Source organism: Dermabacter sp. HMSC08H10 (assembly GCF_001807585.1).
In the GTDB taxonomy this organism is placed as follows: domain Bacteria; phylum Actinomycetota; class Actinomycetes; order Actinomycetales; family Dermabacteraceae; genus Dermabacter; species Dermabacter hominis.
Genome location: NZ_KV789419.1, coordinates 15,142 through 32,864 on the forward strand (window position 1 = coordinate 15,142; position 17,723 = coordinate 32,864).

The window sequence follows — 17,723 nt, forward strand, 5'->3', positions numbered from 1 at the left end:
AGTCACGCGGCTACGAGCCCAGCTTCATAGGCGTACCCCTGTACTTCAGTGAGGACGATCAGTGCTTCGACGATCGTGCCATCCGCGAAGCACACGGAGTCGCCCGAGTCTTTCCAGCCCTGGTTCGCAAGGCCCTGGCCGGATTCGTCGATGTACTCGAGGAAGAGCTTGCCGTCGGCGTCGGCGTGATCGAGGAGCCAATCGGCGGCGCGCGCAACGTTGTCCGCAAGGGCTGACGGCGTCCCTAACGAAACCAGGAGAATCTGTACCCAACAATTGTGGCGGAACTCGATCTCATACCGCCACAAACGTGGGGGTTAGTTTCATAGGGCCCCAGCTGCGTCGTTGCCCGTGTCACGCAAGCGCTCGACCCAGCGCTCGTGGAGCACGCTCGCGGGGCTTTGTTCCTCCTCGGCAATGCCGGGTTCGAGCGGTTCATAGGTGAGGTCCTCATTCACGTCGTCGTCGGCGACGTTGAAGCGCAGCACGATACGGGTAGGAACTGGCTCGCCCGCGGCCTCTAGGACGTCCTGGAAATCGGCCGTGTTTTCGGTGAGCGGTTCGAGGAGATACTCGACCTGCTCCTCGATCGGGCTTTCGAGCTCGGGGATTGCTTTACCGAGCTCGTGCGACCGGACGATGGTGCCGTCGATCTCGTATACGGCGTTCACCGAGACGGCTCCGCCGAGGTGGGCAACGACCCATACGCGCTGAAGTGAGTCGTGGCAGTCGGCGAAGCTATAGGCGACCTGCAAGCAGTATGCCGACCACTGGTCGAAAGGTGTCTCGCAGTCGGTGGGGTCCGTCGGCTCGAACTCGATAGTGGTGGCGTGAGCGTCCTGTTCGTCGCCGGGTTCCTCGGGGAGCGCGGATGCAGAGTCATCGCCGGTCTCGCGTAGTCGCTCAATCCACCGCTCGATGAGTTCGGTATTGCTCACCTGCTTCTCTTCGGGAACTCCGGGTTCGAGCGAGTCGTAGGTCATGCTCGCTGTCAGTTCCTTCTGCTTGACGTCGTAGCGCAGCACGATGCGGGTGGGCAGCGGCTCGTTCGCCTCGACGACTGCGTCTCGCAGTTCGACCGAGTTCTCGAGGAGGGGATGGAGAAGTTCCCCCTGCGCCTCGGGGGAGCAGTCGAGTTCAGGAATCGCCTCGTCGAGGCTGTAAGGTTCGCAAATCCGGCCGTTGACTTCGTAAACGGCGTACGGCGTCACGGTTGTACCGAGGTGCGCGATCACCCAAAGTCGGTCGAGTGCCTCGTGGCCGTCGGCGTAGGTGTAAGCGAGTTGCACGCAGGCGGGTGCCCACTCTTCGAACTCGTTCTTAAATGTGCCCTGGTTCACCATGGCTCAAGGCTAAACGGTCGCGCCTGGGGGCTCTTCGAGGGTGGCGCGAATCTAAACCCAACGTTTGCGGTGGAACTCAGCCGAATTGCGCCACAAACGTAGGGGTTAGTTTTCTAGATCAGGTAGGAAGGGCCCGGGGCAGGTCCGCCCCCGTCTAGGGAGCGGAGGGCTCTTGGTGGTCCGACGGCGCCTTTTCCCGGCCTGTACCCTGGAAGTTATGGCTTCTTCCGCGCGCACCCCTCAGCCGCCGTTTCCCTTCGTGCCGAAGGCCCTCATCGAACCGATGTTTGGGCGCGTCGTCGTGGAGCGCGCGGCCGATTACGCGAATGACGACCATGTTCGCCTTCCCAACTGGGTGACGACCTCGACCGGGTCGAAGGGCGAGCTCATCGGCGTCGTGCACGGCCGCGGCGCGGATCCCTATCGCGTGCGAGTGTCGCTCCACCACGTCGACGATGACGAAAACGACACCGAAGGTGAGCTTCCCCTGTGGATTCCCGTGCAGTCGACGTGCTCGTGTCCCGTGGCCATGAACTGCAAGCACGGCGCGGCGCTTGCCCTGTGGTCGGGGCAGCAGGCGGAGCAGTGGAGCGAGAGCCGCGAGGCGGAGGCCGAAGCGGAGGCTGAGCAGGCAGCGTCGTGGCTTGAGACTCTTGCGCCGCTCTTGCGCGCGAGCGAGGAGGAGACGGAGGATACGACCCCTCTCGCGCTCGGCTTCGAGCTCAAAGCCGAGCAGCTCACGAAGACGAGGTTTTCGTGGGGCTATGAGCCGTTCACGATGGCTCACCTCGAGGCGGGCAAGAGCGTGTATTTGTCGATCCGCCCGTTGCGTCGCGGCAAGCGCAACAACTGGATCAAATCGGGGCTGTCGTGGCGGACGTTCGAGTACCGCATGAACGGTCGCGGCTTCGACCCCGCGCATGCTGACGCCCTGACCAGGATCTTTGCGCTCTCGGAGGCGGATCGCAGCCATACGGCCGCGGTCGAGCAACTGTGGATCAACCAGTTTCGCTCGCCGATTTTGTGGGAGGCTCTCGCGCGCGCTCGCGAGGCGGGGGTGGCGTTTGTGGGATTGGAGAACGTTGGCGAGGTCCGGCTTGGTGAGGGGGCCGACGTCGGCCTGGACCTGACCGGCGCCGACGATCTCACGGTGCGGGCCCTCGCGCATATCGACGGCGAGCCGAGGCCCGAGGCGCGCATGCTCGGCTCGAACGGCGTCATCGACATCCGCCAGGGCGCTCGCGACTCGTTCGATATTGAATTCGCGGGGACCGGCGCCCCCGTGCCGATGCCCGTGCAGAAGCTCCTCGAGGCACGCACTCGCATCGACGTGCCGAAGAGTGAACGCGAGGCGTTCTTTGATAGCGCGCTTCCTCGCCTGAGCCGTGTCACGAGCGTCGCGAGCGGCGACGGGAGCGTCACGATGCCGTCGCCGAAAAAGCCGCGGCTTCAGCTCGAGGTCGCCTACAGCGGCGCAAACTCCCTTGCTCTGAAGTGGTCGTGGCTGTATCCGTCGAGCCGCAACCGTTTCAGCGTGCATGCGCGCGGCGGTGCGGAGCGCGACCGCGACTGTGAGGATGAGCTTCTTGCCGCGGTGCGCGAGCTGTGGCCAACGGTTGGCGGCGCGCGCCCCGATGACCGCGCCCCCGAAGGCACCGAGAAGCTGAGCGACGTGGACACCGCCCACTTCACGACGCGCGTTCTGCCCGAGCTCGAGGCGATGGACGGCATCGACGTCACGATCTCGGGCACGCGCCACACCTACCGCGAGCTCGATGGTGATCCTTCCGTGCGCGTGAGGCAAACCGAGAATCCTTCGAAGAACGACTGGTTCGACCTTGGTTTCGAGGTCACGCTCGAGGGTAGAACGATCCCGTTCCCCTCCCTTTTTGTGGCGCTCGCGAAGGGGCAGTCGACGCTTCTGCTCGAGGATCGCACCTACTTTTCGCTTGAGCATCCGGCATTCGATGCCCTGCGCGCCCTCATCGCCGAGGGGGAGGCCCTCGCGGAATGGAACCCCGAACGCCAGCAGATCTCGAAGTATCAGGTGGGGTTCTGGGAGGATCTCGCCGACGCGGCGGATGCGACCGAGGCTGCCGACGGTTGGGAAGAAACCGTCGGAAAACTGAAGAACCTCGAGGCCATCCCCCATACGCCCATTCCAGCCGGGCTGCACGCGAAGCTGCGCTCCTACCAGCGTGAGGGCTTCGAGTTCCTTGCGCTGCTGTATTCGCTCGGGCTCGGCGGGATTCTCGCCGATGACATGGGTCTCGGCAAGACACTCCAGGCGCTCACGCTTATCCAGCACGCGCGAGAGACGGCGAGCGCGGGGGAGGGTAACGGCTCGGTGGTGGTGCACGCGGGGGAGACCTCCGCCCAGGCAAGTTCAGGTCCGACGCCTGCCGGCCCCCATCGCCCCTTCCTCGTCCTGGCGCCGAGCAGCGTCATCGGGGTGTGGCAGGCGGAAGCCGAGCGCTTCACGCCCAACCTGAAGGTCGCGCTCGTGGATCGCACGCGACGCGCCCGAAAAACGGAGCTTCGGCGCGAAATCGAGGGCGCCGACATCGTCGTCACGAGCTACACGATCGCCCGCATCGATTCAGAGGATTTCGCACGCGAACAGTTCGCGGGCCTCATCCTCGACGAGGCCCAGTTCGTGAAGAACCGCGCCTCGCGCATCCATCAAGCGGTCAAGAGGATCAAGGCGCCGTTTCGCCTCGCGATCACCGGCACGCCCATGGAGAACTCCCTCGGGGACCTGTGGGCGATCATGTCGATCGTCGCGCCGGGTGTTCTTGGCCCTCACGTGCAGTTCCGCACCCACTTCACGCAGCCGATCGAATCGGGCGAGCATCCGGAGAAGATGCCCGTGCTTCGCCGCCGGCTCCGCCCGTTCATGCTGCGGCGCACGAAGGAACTCGTGGCGAAGGACCTTCCTCAGAAGCAGGAGCAGGTCGTCAAGGTCGAGCTCGAGGGGGCGCACCGCAGGATCTACGATTCGGTGCTTCAACGCGAACGCAAGAAGGTCCTCGGCCTCATCGACGACATGGACAAGAACCGCTTCATCGTGTTTCGCTCACTCACGCTCTTGCGGATGCTCGCGCTCGATCCCGCGCTCGTGGACGATGGCGGCGATAAGAACGCGCCGTCGACGAAGCTCGCGGTTCTTTTCGAGCGCCTCGACGAGGTCGTCGCCGAGGGCCACAGGGTTCTCGTATTCTCGCAGTTCACGAGCTTCCTCGCGCGCGTCGCGGAGCAGCTTCGGGAACGCCAGATCGCCTACCAGTACCTCGACGGTTCGACCCGCGATCGAGCCGACGTCATCCGAGACTTCCGCGAGGGCAACGATCCCGTATTCCTCATCTCCCTCAAGGCCGGCGGTTTCGGCCTGACGCTCACCGAGGCCGATTACGTGTTTCTCCTCGATCCGTGGTGGAATCCCGCCGCCGAAAACCAGGCGATTGACCGCACGCACCGCATCGGCCAAACGGAGCGCGTCATGGTCTACCGTCTCGTTGCGGCAGATACGATCGAGGACAAGGTCCTCGCGCTCCAGGAGAAGAAACGCGCGCTGTTCGATTCGCTCACCGACGGTGGCGAGGCGTTCAGCGCACAGATCACCGCCGACGACGTCAAGGAGCTCTTCTCGTGACCGGTCTCGCCAACCTCGCCCGCTTCTGGCCCGCGCCTACCGAGCGCGACCACAAGTACACGCGCGGCGTTGTGTGCATGGCGACGGGCAGCGAGCACTACCCGGGCGCGGCGCTCATCGGCTGTGAAGCGGCGGCCCGCTGCGGCGTGGGCATGGTGCGTTACCTCGGGCCCGAAGCCGTCGCGCGCATGGTGATCGCGCGTACACCCGAGGTCGTCCCCGCCGTCGGCCGTGCACAGGCATTCGTGGCTGGCTCCGGATGGGAAGGGCCGGGCCGTCTTGAGGCCGTGCGCGCGTGCATGACGGAAACCTCGCCGGGTGCCCTTCTGGTCGCGGATGCGGGCGCGCTTGGACCCGCCCTGGCGCGTGCGAATTCCGACGGTTTCTCCGCCCGCCTCGTCCTCACCCCTCACGCGGGGGAGGCCGCGAGCCTGCTCGATGGCTGGGACCGTGGCCGCATCGCGTCCTCACCCCGCGAGGCCGCGGAAACCCTCGCCGAGCGCACCGGCGCGACGGTGATCCTCAAGGGGCACACGACGTGGATTGCCGCGCCGGGAGAGGACACTCTCGCGGTCACATCGCCCACGACGCGCCTCGCGACCGCGGGAACGGGCGATGCGCTCGCGGGCATCACCGGGGCGTTGCTGGCGCTCAACCACGCACAGATCGCGCAAGGGCTTGAGCGCGGCGACCGTCGGACGCTCCTTGCGGTGTGCGAAGCCGCTGTGACCCTGCACGCTCACGCCGCGGCCCTCGCAGCGGGTGAGGGCCACGCGCCGATTCTCGCAAGCGACATTGCGCAGGTGATTCCCGACCTCTTCGCTCGACTCTCGTCCAAGGTGAACACGTAGACTAGACACAATCCGAAGACGGGCGCCCCATGATGTGAGGCGCCCTCGTCATTTCCACCGCCCCCAGCCCGAAGGGACCCCGATGGGTGAGATTTCCCTGCAGTTCGAGGTCATTTCGCTGATTGTCCTCGTTGCGATCCTCGTTATCGACCTTCTCCTCGTTCTCAAGCGCCCCCACGTGCCGTCCTTCAAGGAATGCATCGGCTGGGTCGTGTTCTACGTGGCGCTCGCGCTCATCTTCGCCGTCACGCTCTACTTCCTCGCCGGCCACCAGGTCGCGGGACAATTCATCGTGGGCTGGCTCACCGAATACTCGCTCAGTATCGACAACCTCTTCGTGTTCATTGTGATCATGTCGAAGTTTGCTGTGCCGAGGAAATACCAGCAAGAGGTGCTCATGGTGGGCATCATCATCGCGCTCATCGCGCGCGCGATCTTGATTTTGCTCGGCGTCGCCGTGATCAATTCCTTCGCGTGGGTGTTTTACATCTTTGCGATCTTCCTGTTCTACACGGCCTACAAACAGGTCCAGGGCGAGGAAGAGGAGGAGGCCGAGGACGGCTTCGTCATGAAGAACCTTAAAAAGGTCGTCCACGTCCACGATCACTACGACGGGAGTAAGATTCGCACGGTGGTGAACGGCAAGAAGGTCTTCACGCCGATGCTGCTCGTGTTCCTTACGATCGGCCTGACCGACGTGATGTTCGCGTTCGACTCGATCCCGGCGATCCTCGGCATTACGCAGAACCCGTTCATCGTGTTCACGACGAACCTGTTTGCGCTCATGGGGCTTCGCCAGCTGTACTTCCTACTCGGTGGGCTCGTGGACCGCCTCGTGTACCTCCACTACGGCCTCGCGGCGATCCTCGCCTTCATCGGCCTCAAGCTCGTCATTCACGCGGCCCACGAGGCGCCGCTGTGGCCTAAGGATTCAGGCTTTGGTCACTTCGTGCACTCGATCCCCGAGATCCCGATCTGGCTTTCGCTCGCCGTGATCGCCGGCTCGATGATCATCGCGATCATCGCCTCGCTTCTGTGGGCGCCGAAGACGAACGACGATCAACCGGCGGCTGCTGTCGAGGGTGGCGAAGGCCGCTAAGGGTAGGCTTCCCGGTCTAGCGGGCAAGGTTTTTAGCGACATAGCGTGAGAGCTATGAGTAGCTCCACCCCTGCCCCAGAAACCTCCCCCGAAGACACACACGACCGCGCCGCGTCATCGGCGAACCTCAACCGCCTGCGTGCCGGCGTACTCGGCGCAAATGATGGCATCGTGTCCGTCGCCGGCATGGTCGTTGGTGTCGCCGCCGCAACCCCGACCTTCGGCGCTCTCGCGATCGCGGGCGCCGCCGCGCTCAGTGCCGGCGCGCTCTCGATGGCGATGGGCGAGTACGTGTCCGTTTCGACGCAGCGAGACACCGAACGTTCGCTCCTCGAGCGTGAGCGGCAGCGCCTCGCCACGGACCCGGAACGTGAACTCGCCGCCCTCGCGGCCTCTCTCGAGGAGACCGGGATCCCCGAAGACCTTGCGCGCGAAGCCGCCGAACGCATGAGCGCGCACGACGCGCTCGACGCTCACGCCCGCGTGCGCTACGGCATCGAAGAAGAGTCGATCGCCTCGCCCATGGGTGCTGCGTTTGCTTCCCTCATCGCGTTCACGCTCGGCGGCTTGCTTCCGGTCATCGCCGTGCTCGTCACGCCCGTGGCCTTCAAGGTTCCCGCCGTCGTGGCGTCGGTAGTGCTCGCACTCGCCCTCACCGGTTTCATTTCGGCGCGCCTCGGCCAGGCGAAAGCGGGCCGCGCCACGATCCGCACGATTCTCGGCGGTACGGCAGCGATGGCCGTCTCCTACGGCATCGGCACGCTGCTCGGCGTGAGCGTGATCTAGGTGTACTGACCGGAGAGGTTGATCGACCAGTCCTTAGTCAGCGCGGAAGGTGCGCCGGTAGTTCGTGGGAGTCACGTTGATCTCACGACGCAGGTGACGCCGTAGCGTGCTAGCTGTTCCCAAGCCAGTGCGCTGGGCAATGACATCGACTGGCAGGTGGCTGTTCTCCAGCAGGTGTCGGGCGGCAAGGACTCGTTGGTGCAAGATCCATTGCAGGGGGGTCTGTCCCATCTCGGCAACGAAGCGTCGCGCGAGCTGCCGCTCGGACAAGTGCGCCTGGCGCGCCAGGTCGGCGACGGTGAGGCTCTGGTCGAGGTGGTCCACGATCCATGCGGCGAGTTCGGCGAAGCCATGTGTCGTGGGAGCAGCCGCTGGCTCGATGTATTGGGCCTGGCCGCCTGCTCGGTGGGGCGGTACCACCATGCGGCGAGCGATCCGGGTAGCGGCCCGCTCCCCAAAGTCCCTGCGCGCCAGGTGCAGGCACAGGTCGATTCCGGCTGCTACACCGGCGCTGGTGGCGACCTGTCCGTGGTCGACATAGAGCACATCGGGCTGCACCGTGATGTCGGGGTACAGCCGCTGCAACTCCATGGCGTCCTGCCAGTGCGTGGTGGCCGTCAGTCCGTCAAGGAGTCCGGTTGCAGCGAGAGCGAAGGCGCCAGTGCACACCGACGCGACTCTTGTGCCGCGCTGGTGGGCGTCACGGAGCACCTTCAGCGTGCTTTCATGAGGACGGGGATAGGGCCGGTAGCCAGGGATGATGATCGTGTCGGCGTGGGCCAGCGCGTCCAGGTCATGGACGGTGCCGATGCTGAATCCGCTGGAGGTCATTACGTCGTCACCGCCGGGCGTCGACACCGCAAAGGTGTACTCCTCCTCGGCGGGGTGTCCGAAGACCTGAGCAACCGTCGACAGGTCGAAGGCGACCACTCCGGGCAGGGCGAGGGCGACAACATGGTGTGGCATGTAGCAATAATGGCAGGAACTGCGCGTTATACGTCATTCCCGCCACTCGCACTGGGCAGGGCGCCCCGGTAGGTTTGAGTCCATGAGCAAGCGGGTGGTCACGGCAACCGGCGTTTCGGCAGGCTTCGATATGGCCCTCCTCTTCGTCGGACGACTCGCCAGCCCCGAACGCGCCCGACAAGTACAGGACGGCATCGAGTACCACCCGGCGCCGCCCATCTGGCCAACGCCCTTAAACCACTGACACATCCCATTGAGCCACCAAGCCAAGTCTCCGGACATGCCGGGGCGGTTCACATTCCCAGATCGAGGAGTAATCACATGACCGAAACACGCAACCCAATCCCACCGTTCACCGCTGAAACCGCCGCCCGTAAGGTACAGGCCGCCGAGGACGCATGGAACACGCGCGATCCCGAGAAGGTCGCGCAGGCCTACAGTGTGGACACTGTCTGGCGAAACCGTGACCAGACGATCACCGGCCGCGACCAGGTGATCGCCTTCCTCACCACCAAATGGGATCGGGAACTCGACTACCAGCTTCGCAAGAACCTGTGGGCGTTCACCGATGATCAGATCGCCGTGCGATTCCAGTACGAATGGCACGACCATGACGGCCAGTGGTGGCGCTCCTACGGTAACGAACTGTGGCGCTTCGACGCGCACGGCTACATGACCCATCGCGAGGCCAGCATCAACGACCGCCCCATCAGCCAGGAGGAACGACGCATCACCCCAGGCCGGGGCGAACTTCCCACTTGGTGACACTCCGCCGCCCTTCTCGCGATTGATCACCGTCCCCGGTCAGTACATCTAGGCGCCGGCTCACTCGCCGGGAGTGTAGATCCACGGCGCTCGCGGCAAGGCTTCAGGGTCGAAGGCCTCGAGGATGTCGCGGGCGCTTCGGCACCCCGGAAGCCCCAGGGAGTCTCCGATTGTTTCGGCGACGTCCTCGGGGCTTTCGCCTTTGGCGAGGCGATCCCTGAGCGTCACGGCCCCGTCCCGTTTGGCGAGCCTCGCCCCATCGGTGTTGAGTGCGAGCGGGACGTGAATGTAGGAGAGATGCGCCGACGGATGCGGCGGCGAGGCTGCCCCGACGACCGTCGGACCTGCGCCGAGCCGATCGGGGTGCGGGAAAAGCCAGGGCGCGGCAAGCGCGAGCAGGTCGGTGAGGTAGGCCTGGCGCGGGCTCGAACTGAGGAGATCATCCCCGCGCACGACCTGATCGACGCCCGTCTCAATATCGTCGACCACCGCCACGAGGTTGTAGGCGAACATTCCATCGCCGCGCACGAGCACGAAGTCGTCGACGTCGCCCGGGGTGTGCCCGGCGTATAGATCGGTGACCTTGTAGGAGTGCGTATCCGCGCGCAGTCGCAGCGACGGCTCGCGATTCAGCGCGCGCATCTTCGTGCGCCCGGCCTCCCGTTCGACGTCGGTGAGATTGCGGCACGTGCCGGGGTACGCCCCTGGCGGGGCGTGAGGGGCCGACGGCGCCTCGTGAATCTCGCGGCGGGTGCAATAGCACTCGTAGACGAGCCCGCGTTCAACGAGGGCCGCCACGACCCGTCGATACAGGTCAAGTCGCTTCGACTGCCAGGCGACAGGGCCGTCCCAGTCGAGGCCAAGCGCCTCCATGTCCTCGAGCTGACTCTCGGCGCTTCCTTCCTTCACGCGGTTGAGATCCTCCATGCGCATGAGGAAATGACGGCCGGTGCGGCGCGCAAAAACCCACGCGAGGATGGCCGTACGAAGGTTGCCGAGGTGCAGATCGCCGCTCGGCGAGGGTGCGTAGCGGCCCGCGAAACCGAAGGGCGAGCGGGGATCAGGTGTGGTCATGGAGATTGAGGAGGTAGACGACGTGGGCGCCCGTTTCGGTCGGGTCGCTTTCGGAAGAGAGGGTGAAGCCGAGGCGCTCGGCGAGGCGGCGCGCGGGAAGGTTGTGCTCCGCGGTGATAAACGCGGCCTCGCGCGGCGCGGTGTCGAGCGCGGCGACCTCGCGAAGGCACGTCGTGAGCGCGTCCGTGGCGACCCCGGTTCCCCAGGCCTGCGGCGCTAAACGCACGTAGGTGTTGGCGACCCAGCGCTTACCGAGCGGCATTGCGGAAAGGCCCGCGACACCGAGGAACTCGCCCGATCCCGCCTTGCGGATGGCGCAGTACCCGAAGCCGTCGCGCTCATGCGAGTCGAGCCAAATGTCGAGGACGCGCTGCATCTGGTCGACGGTTTCGAGCGGCCCGATCGTGTCGAGAGTGAACGTGCGCGGATCCGAGTGGAGGAGCCACAGGTGCGGAAGATCCGCCGGCGCGAGAGGCGCGAGGGTGTGCGAGAGAGCCCCGCTCCCACGCAGTGCGTGGGGAACGGGGCTCTCGCTGCTCAGAGGCGGAGTGTCACTCACCCTTGTGGGTGTTTTCCTTCTCGCCATCGGCGAGGGACTCGGAGACGTCGCCGGCCTCGGCTGCGGCCACCGAATCTGACACCACGGTCGAATCTTCTTCGCTCACGCCAGCGGCGGGGTAGTGCGAGCGGGCGAAGTCTGCAGGCGGGGCCCACGGATCCTCGACGGGGCGGGTCTTCTGCCAGGCGAGGTAGCCGGCGGTGCCGGCAACCGCGGCAATACCGAGGACGACGAGGACGGTGCCGACCTTCGACTTCTTCTTGTCGGCAACGGGGCTCGTGGTGGCGGCGGTGCGGATCTCGGGCGCGCCCTTCTCCCATTCGGCGCGAGCGGCATCCACGGCGGCGGCGACAGCCGCGCTGAGGGTCGTGTTCGCGGCATCCGCCGTGCGGCGAGCGCGGGGGAGGTAGTCAGCCTCGAAATCGCTGCGGAACTTGCGAGCGCGCGGGCCGACGTTGCGATCGAATTCGTCCGAAAGGCGGCTCGAAAGCCCGCTCACGCGTGCCTGGCTGGCATCGAGGCCCTTGCGCACGCGCTTTTCCACCTCGGGGGCGTAGTCGCCGTAGAACTTTTCGGCGCGCTTACGCGCCTCCTTCGACGCCTCGTTGAAGAGCGGGCCGGCGTTATCGAGCGCCTTGCGCCACGTGCTCTGGGCGTGCTTCGCCTGCTTCTTGGCGTTCTTTGCGTGCTTCTTCGCGGCCTTTTTGGCCTCGCGCTTGGAATTGGTGAAAGCCATCGCTGACCCTTTCGTTCGTGCGCCGGGAATCCCGGCGGCGGTCTGGAAGTGCGGGTGGTGGCCACGCCGCGATGCCTTAAGCCTACTAGCGGTGCATCGGCAGATCACAGTTTCTATGCAGAATGGCTGTGCGCCGTTCAGCGGTTTTCAGCGAGGGTATGGGAGGATCGAGGCATGTTTGCAACGCTTCACACGAATCACGGCGATATCCGCCTCGAACTGTTCGCTAACCACGCCCCCAAGACCGTCGCGAACTTCGTTGAGCTCGCGAAGGGCGAGCGCGAATTCACGAACCCGGTCACGGGCGACAAGGAAAAGCGCCCCTACTACGACGGCGTGATCTTCCACCGCATCATCGATGGCTTCATGATCCAGGGCGGCGACCCGACCGGCACCGGCACGGGCGGCCCCGGCTACAACTTTGATGATGAGATCTCCGAAAAGAACTTCAACGAGCCCTACGTTCTCGCGATGGCCAATGCCGGTAAGCGCATGAACGCCATCACGGGCCGCCCCTCGGGCACCAACGGCTCGCAGTTCTTCATCACCGTTGCCCCGACCCAGTACCTGCACGGCAAGCACACCGTGTTTGGTGAGGTTGCCGACGATGCCTCGAAGAAGGTCGTCGACGAGATCGCCAAGGTCGATACCGACATGCGTGATCGCCCGCTCGAAGACGTCGTCATCAACTCGGTGACCATCGAGGACTGACCCGAAGGTTCACTTCGTCGATGTCCCAGAGCTACGGAAAAGGAGCCGATCCGCAGCCGGGCGCGGGAGAGCCGTACTACACGAGTAGTACGGACTCCGTGTGCCCGCGCCACCCGGATCGGCCCTCTCTTATCCGCTGCCAGCGCTGCGATCGCCCCGCGTGTGTCGAATGTCAGCGCCGGGCCGCCGTCGGCGTCCATTGCGTCGACTGTGTGAGCGAGGCCGAACACAGTCAGCGTCAGAGTGCCCCGCGAACCGTTGTGGGAGCCGAGCCCGTGCGCACTCTCCCCGTCGTGACGTACACGATCATGGGGCTGTGCGCCGTGATCTTCGCGCTCCAGTTCATCGGGCTTGACCGCACGCTCTCGCAGTGGTTCATGTTCGCGCCGTTCCGCTCGCTCGCGATGCCGTGGACTTTCCTCACGAGCGGCTTCCTCCACGGGGGAATCGCGCACGTGGGTCTCAACCTGTATGCCCTGTGGGCCGTGGGTCAATTCCTTGAGCGTGCGCTCGGCCACTGGCGCTATCTCGCGGTGTTTCTCGTGAGCGTGTTCGGCGGGCACACCGCCGTGCTGCTTCTGTCAAGCATCGGTACGGATGCGTGGTTCACGGGCACGGTAGGCGCTTCGGGCGGTCTTTTCGGCCTGTTTGGTGCGCTCCTGATCCTCCAACGCCGCCTCGGTGCGGAGAGCACGCAGGTTCTTATCCTTATCGTGCTCAACTTCGTGATCGGTTTCCTCTACCCGGGTATCTCGTGGCAGGGCCACCTTGGAGGCCTTGTTGTGGGGGCAGCAGCCGTCGGCCTTTTCTTCGCAACCCGACCGACCGCCGAACCTGGCGCGGATCGCGTTGCTGTCGCGAAAAAATCGGCGCTCATTCACGGCGGCGTGATCGCGGGAATCGTCGTGTTGCTGATCGCCGCGTGCGCGGTGAAGTGGTGGCTCGCGGCACAGGCGGGCTACCTCGTCTAACGCCGCTTCGGTCGGGCGGGGTTTCACTCTCGTATAGCCCCGCCTCAACAGAGTTATCCACAACGTTGTCCACGGTTGGGGAGAACTACATGGCTGTCATTCACGCGTGAACAGCACGGATGCCCCGCCCAATCGGGCGGGGTTTTCGCGTATGTGGTTCGCGAGCGCTTAGAGTGCTCGATGTGCCTCGTGTTCGCGCGCAACTTCGGCCTCCGCAGCCGCGACGCGCTCGCTCCACGCCTCGCGGAGAGTCTCGAGTGCGTCGTGCGATGGGGCGTTCTCCACATCGAGCTCGAGGACCGTCGCGCCCTCGTCCTCCATGAGGGTCGCTTGCACGATGATGCGAGCGCTCACGAGCGGGCTGTCGTACTCGACGCGGATGCGGTGCCCGAGGGCCGAGCCGAGCACCTTGCCGATGATCTGGCGGTTCTTACCGGGGTTCTTGACGAGGGGGCCGCCCACCATGAGGGGGATCGACTGAAGGCCGAGCCACGCGGGCAGCCACTGCTGGGTCATGCGGTCCCACGCCTCGTCTTGCGAAAGCGCGAAATGACCGCGTGCGCGGAACGTGTAGTCGGTGCGTGAAAGGGTGCGTGCGTCACTCATGCCTCCAAAATAGGAAGGCCCGCGCCCCCGGGGAAGAGGGCGCGGGCAGGTTCCGCACAGTGTTCGTGAACTTGTTACCTTCCGCTTGGCGGAACGAAACTTCGCCGCCGACGGTTTACTTAAAATCCGCCGTAGCCGGATCCGGGCCGCCGCGGCCGTCGGCGCGCGAGAGGGCGTTGATCTTCTCGATCTCCTCACCGCTGAGCGTGAGGCCAAGCGACTCCCAGTTCTCGGCGATGCGCGAAGGCGTGACCGATTTCGGGATCGCAATTGTGCCGAGCTGGCGGTGCCACGCGAGGATGACCTGGGCGATGCTCGCGTCGTGAGCCTTCGCGATGGCCTCGAGCGCGGGATCGCTCAGGACGTCGCCGCCCTGGCCAAGCGGCCCCCACGCCTCGGTTGCGACGCCGTACTTGGTGTTGGTGACACGTAGCTCGGCCTGGTTGAAGTAGGGGTGAAGCTCGATCTGGTTGAGGACGGGCGTCACGCCGCTCGTCTCAATGAGATCCTCGAGGTTTTCCGCGGGGAAGTTCGAGACACCGATCGAGGTGATGCGGCCCTGTTTCTGAAGTTCGATGAAGGCCTTCCACGTGTCGTTGTAGAGGCCGAAGCTCGGGCACGCCCAGTGGATGAGGTAAAGATCGAGCACGTCGAGGCCGAGCTTGCCCATCGACTCGTCGAAGGCACGCATTGTCTCGTCGTAGCCCTGGTTCGCGTTCCACAGCTTCGTCGTGATGAAAAGGTCCTTCGGGTCGACGCCCGCGGCATCGATGCCCTGGCGCACCCCCTCCTCGTTGCCGTAGACAGCGGCGGTGTCGATGTGGCGGTAGCCGGTCTCGATTGCGGCCTTGACGGCGGCGGCGGTTTCATCGTTCGGAACCTTGAACACGCCGAAGCCGAGCTGCGGGATTGTCTTCCCGTCGTTCAGGGTTGTGAGTGGACTCTCGAAGGCCATGGTTTTCTCCTTACGGTTGGCGGTCACACAATTTTTTGGTCTGCTTGCTGCGCGTGGTTTTTAGCCCTTGTATCCCGCGCCTCGCTCCATGGTTTCCGGGTCGAAGCCGGTTCGCCCGGCCTCGCCGCGGTCGAGGGCTGCGATTGCCGCGAGGTCCTCGGGCGTGAGGCGCACATTGAGCGCGTCGAAGTTCTCGCGGATTCGGCTCGGCGTCACCGATTTCGGGATCGCGATCGTGCCGAGCGCGAGGTGCCACGCGAGCACGACCTGCGCGGGGGTTGCCTCGAGGCGCTCGGCGATCTCGCGGATGATCGGTTCGTCGAAGAGGCCCTTGCCGCGATGAAGGGGCGCCCAGGCCTGGCTTAGCACGCCGCGCTCGCGATTGGCTTCGCGCAGGTCGTTTTGGGCGAAATAGGGGTTGAGCTCGATCTGGTTCAGCACGGGCACAACTCCCGTCGCCTCCGTCAGCTCGTCGATGCGCTGTGCCGGGAAGTTCGCGACGCCGATCGAGGTCACGAGGCCCTCCTCGCGGAGCCTGATGAGTTCCTCCCAGGTGTCGACCGCGAGGCCGTTCATGGGCATGGGCCAGTGGATGAGGTAGAGGTCGACGTAGTCGAGGCCGAGCCGCTCGAGGCTCTCTTCACATGCGCGGCGCGTCTTCTCGCGCCCGTGATCGTCGTTCCACACCTTCGTCGTGACGAACACGCTCGAGCGCTCCAGGCCCGAGTTTCGCACGGCGCGGCCCACGCCCTCTTCGTTGTCGTAGAGCTTCGCGGTGTCGATGTGCCGGTAGCCGGCCTCAAACGCACACTCGATCGCGGCCTCCACCTCATCGTTTGGAGTCTTGTACACCCCGAAGCCGAGTTGGGGGATCTTCTTGCCGTCATTGAGGGTGAGCAGCGGGCTTGTCGACGCGAACTCGCTCGTAGAGGTCATCGAATCCTTCTTCCTAAAGCCTCACACAAGCCTATAAATCTCCATCGGGCGGTCCCTGAATCATCGGGATCGGGAGGCGTCGCCCGTACAATGAGCGGCATGGAGGCTTACGGGGGGCGCGCACGCGCTGAGGCGAGGCGACCGTCGCAACCGCTCGTTCTCCCGGAGAAACCGCGCATCGTGCCCCGCCCGCCGCACACGAAACGCACCCGGTTCGCGAAGTGGAAGCGGCCCGTTCCGCTCACGTATCCCGAATATGATCACGCGGCCGGCCATAGCCACGACCGCCCGCGCCTCGAGATCTACCCTCGGCTTGACGCCCTATTCGTGCTGCTCGCGACCGTTCTCTCGCTCGTGCTTGCCTACGTATTCCTGCGGCAGGGCCTCACGACCAACCCGAGACGCCTCATCAACCTTCTCGTGTTTTGGCTCGTGTTCACCTACGTCGCTCTCCCGCGCATTCACCAGGCGCTCACGGCCGTGTACGTTCCCGACTACTTCATGGGGCGCACGCGCACGGCCGACGGGCTGCTCGGCGACCCCGTGAACCTCGCGTTCGAGGGATCGGCGGAGGATATCCACGTCGCGATGCGCAAGGCCGGATGGGTTCTCGCGGAGGAGAACACGTTGCACAGCGCGAGGCGCACGGTGATCTCGTTTCTTCTTCGACGCTCCTACCCGCAAGCCCCGGTGAGTTCGCTCTTCCTCTTTGGCCGACGGCACGAGTTCGCCTACCAGCAGGAGGTGGGCGGCACTACGCTCAGGCGCCACCACATCCGGTTCTGGCGAGTGCCGCACAAGTGGGTCATGCCGGGCGGACATCGCGTCACGTGGCTCGCCGCCGCGACGTACGACCGCGGCGTGGGCCTCTCGCGGTTCACGTTCCAGGTCACCCACAAGATCGACGAAAACACGGACGTCGAACGCAACTACGTCGTCGATACGTTGTTGCACGCCGACCACGCTATTCCCGTGGGTGTGATCAAGGATTATTCGACCTCCTACCACCACAGGAACGGCGGCGGGGATCCGCTTCGCACGGACGGCCACCTGCCCGTCGTTGACGTGACGGGCGCCGAGGCTCGCTCGACCGGGTCCACCGCGGTGATCCAGCCACGCAACCGTGCCACGGGCATCTTCTACCTGCGTGGGCGCTCGCTGCGCCCGCGCGAACTCATGCAGTCGCTCGAGCGCGAATGGCACGGCGCCCGCGCGGATTTCCTGCAGGCAATCCGCAACGTCGGCGACCACCACCTGCCGCCCCCATCGATCGGTTTCGTTGGGCTCATGATTGCGCTTGAGGCGGCAGCGGTGGTCGCTCTGTGGGGTCTCGTATGGGCACGGGGATCGGGGGCCGCGCAGGCCGACGGCATCGTGCGCGCCCTCGGCTTCGATCAGCTCGGCGAAACCCCGCTTCTGCCTTTCACCGCGCTCGTTGCGGGGCAGATCCTGCTGTTCCTGTTCATGCTTGGCCGCAACAGGTGGGCGCGGCTCGGCCTCATGGCGCTTCTCGCCTTCGACTCGCTTGCGCGCATTAGCGTCGCCGCGCTCGAGCCCGCGGGCGCGGCGAGTGCCACCGAGCTGCTCGGCGTTGGGCTGAGCACCCTCGCGCTTCTCACGCTCACCTCGGACGCGGCCCGCATTTGGGTGCATACCGACCGCATCGCGTACTACGCGCAGCGCGAGGAGGGCGCCGCCGAGTAGAGGCGGCGT

17 protein-coding genes are annotated in these 17,723 nt (G+C 65.1%); 8 read left to right on the forward strand and 9 right to left on the reverse strand.

Annotated elements, in window-relative coordinates; all coding sequences use genetic code 11:
• Positions 1-2: 2 nt before the first annotated feature.
• Together HMPREF3176_RS02140 and HMPREF3176_RS02145 are read right to left on the reverse strand one after the other, a co-directional pair.
• On the reverse strand, positions 3-308 hold the full coding sequence (locus HMPREF3176_RS02140) for a hypothetical protein (RefSeq protein ID WP_070457830.1): 306 nt from the start codon (positions 306-308) through the stop codon (positions 3-5).
• Positions 309-323: 15 nt separating this feature from the next.
• Complete coding sequence (locus HMPREF3176_RS02145; protein WP_070457831.1) at positions 324-1,343, reverse strand: hypothetical protein; 1,020 nt, start codon at positions 1,341-1,343, stop codon at positions 324-326.
• Positions 1,344-1,560: 217 nt separating this feature from the next.
• Between HMPREF3176_RS02145 and HMPREF3176_RS02150 the strand changes: the two genes are divergently transcribed.
• From HMPREF3176_RS02150 to HMPREF3176_RS02165, 4 genes are all read left to right on the forward strand, one after another.
• Positions 1,561-4,995, forward strand: a complete 3,435-nt coding sequence (locus HMPREF3176_RS02150) for a DEAD/DEAH box helicase (RefSeq protein ID WP_246826627.1) — start codon at positions 1,561-1,563, stop codon at positions 4,993-4,995.
• Positions 4,992-5,846 carry an ADP-dependent NAD(P)H-hydrate dehydratase gene (locus tag HMPREF3176_RS02155; protein ID WP_065247063.1) on the forward strand — a complete coding sequence of 285 codons (855 nt, stop codon included), beginning with the start codon at positions 4,992-4,994 and terminating at the stop codon, positions 5,844-5,846. The genes HMPREF3176_RS02150 and HMPREF3176_RS02155 overlap by 4 nt, the downstream gene beginning before the upstream one ends.
• Positions 5,847-5,928: 82 nt before the next feature.
• Positions 5,929-6,945: a TerC/Alx family metal homeostasis membrane protein gene (locus HMPREF3176_RS02160; RefSeq protein WP_070457834.1), complete on the forward strand. Its 1,017-nt coding sequence runs from the start codon at positions 5,929-5,931 to the stop codon at positions 6,943-6,945.
• A 54-nt stretch (positions 6,946-6,999) separates the two neighbouring features.
• On the forward strand, positions 7,000-7,731 hold the full coding sequence (locus tag HMPREF3176_RS02165; protein WP_070457836.1) for a VIT1/CCC1 transporter family protein: 732 nt from the start codon (positions 7,000-7,002) through the stop codon (positions 7,729-7,731).
• Positions 7,732-7,764: 33 nt separating this feature from the next.
• On the opposite strand, the gene HMPREF3176_RS02170 is transcribed toward HMPREF3176_RS02165, so the two are convergent.
• Complete coding sequence (locus HMPREF3176_RS02170) at positions 7,765-8,697, reverse strand: GlxA family transcriptional regulator (RefSeq protein WP_070457837.1); 933 nt, start codon at positions 8,695-8,697, stop codon at positions 7,765-7,767.
• Positions 8,698-9,018: 321 nt separating this feature from the next.
• Between HMPREF3176_RS02170 and HMPREF3176_RS02175 the strand changes: the two genes are divergently transcribed.
• On the forward strand, positions 9,019-9,462 hold the full coding sequence (locus HMPREF3176_RS02175; protein WP_065247067.1) for a nuclear transport factor 2 family protein: 444 nt from the start codon (positions 9,019-9,021) through the stop codon (positions 9,460-9,462).
• Between the two features lie 60 nt (positions 9,463-9,522).
• On the opposite strand, the gene gluQRS is transcribed toward HMPREF3176_RS02175, so the two are convergent.
• Genes gluQRS through HMPREF3176_RS02190 form a run of 3 tightly spaced genes read right to left on the reverse strand, consistent with a single transcriptional unit; the run spans position 9,523 to position 11,831 of the window.
• Positions 9,523-10,536 carry a tRNA glutamyl-Q(34) synthetase GluQRS gene (gluQRS, locus tag HMPREF3176_RS02180; RefSeq protein WP_070457839.1) on the reverse strand — a complete coding sequence of 338 codons (1,014 nt, stop codon included), beginning with the start codon at positions 10,534-10,536 and terminating at the stop codon, positions 9,523-9,525.
• Positions 10,523-11,095 (reverse strand): GNAT family N-acetyltransferase, encoded by a 573-nt coding sequence (locus tag HMPREF3176_RS02185; RefSeq protein ID WP_070457840.1) that lies wholly within the window; start codon positions 11,093-11,095, stop codon positions 10,523-10,525. The genes gluQRS and HMPREF3176_RS02185 overlap by 14 nt, the downstream gene beginning before the upstream one ends.
• Positions 11,088-11,831 (reverse strand): hypothetical protein, encoded by a 744-nt coding sequence (locus tag HMPREF3176_RS02190; protein WP_070457841.1) that lies wholly within the window; start codon positions 11,829-11,831, stop codon positions 11,088-11,090. Before HMPREF3176_RS02190 ends, HMPREF3176_RS02185 begins: the two co-directional genes overlap by 8 nt.
• A gap of 174 nt (positions 11,832-12,005) precedes the next feature.
• Here HMPREF3176_RS02190 and HMPREF3176_RS02195 point away from each other — a divergent pair, with 174 nt between their 5' ends.
• Entirely contained in the window at positions 12,006-12,542 is a 537-nt protein-coding gene (locus HMPREF3176_RS02195) for a peptidylprolyl isomerase (RefSeq protein ID WP_070457843.1), read from the forward strand.
• A 20-nt stretch (positions 12,543-12,562) separates the two neighbouring features.
• The gene (locus HMPREF3176_RS02200) at positions 12,563-13,513 is read left to right on the forward strand and encodes a rhomboid family intramembrane serine protease (protein ID WP_070457845.1); all 951 of its coding nucleotides are present in this window, start codon (positions 12,563-12,565) and stop codon (positions 13,511-13,513) included.
• 168 nt (positions 13,514-13,681) lie between these two features.
• Here the strand turns inward: HMPREF3176_RS02200 and HMPREF3176_RS02205 are convergent, their stop codons facing one another.
• The 3 genes from HMPREF3176_RS02205 to HMPREF3176_RS02215 form a co-directional block, all read right to left on the reverse strand.
• A complete protein-coding gene (locus HMPREF3176_RS02205; RefSeq protein ID WP_070457847.1) occupies positions 13,682-14,119 on the reverse strand; it encodes a hypothetical protein in 438 nt (145 codons plus the stop codon).
• A 115-nt stretch (positions 14,120-14,234) separates the two neighbouring features.
• Positions 14,235-15,074, reverse strand: a complete 840-nt coding sequence (locus HMPREF3176_RS02210; RefSeq protein WP_070457848.1) for an aldo/keto reductase — start codon at positions 15,072-15,074, stop codon at positions 14,235-14,237.
• A gap of 60 nt (positions 15,075-15,134) precedes the next feature.
• Positions 15,135-16,010 (reverse strand): aldo/keto reductase, encoded by an 876-nt coding sequence (locus HMPREF3176_RS02215; protein ID WP_070457850.1) that lies wholly within the window; start codon positions 16,008-16,010, stop codon positions 15,135-15,137.
• Between the two features lie 99 nt (positions 16,011-16,109).
• Here HMPREF3176_RS02215 and HMPREF3176_RS02220 point away from each other — a divergent pair, with 99 nt between their 5' ends.
• Entirely contained in the window at positions 16,110-17,714 is a 1,605-nt protein-coding gene (locus tag HMPREF3176_RS02220) for an LssY C-terminal domain-containing protein (protein ID WP_083286193.1), read from the forward strand.
• Positions 17,715-17,723: the final 9 nt, after the last annotated feature.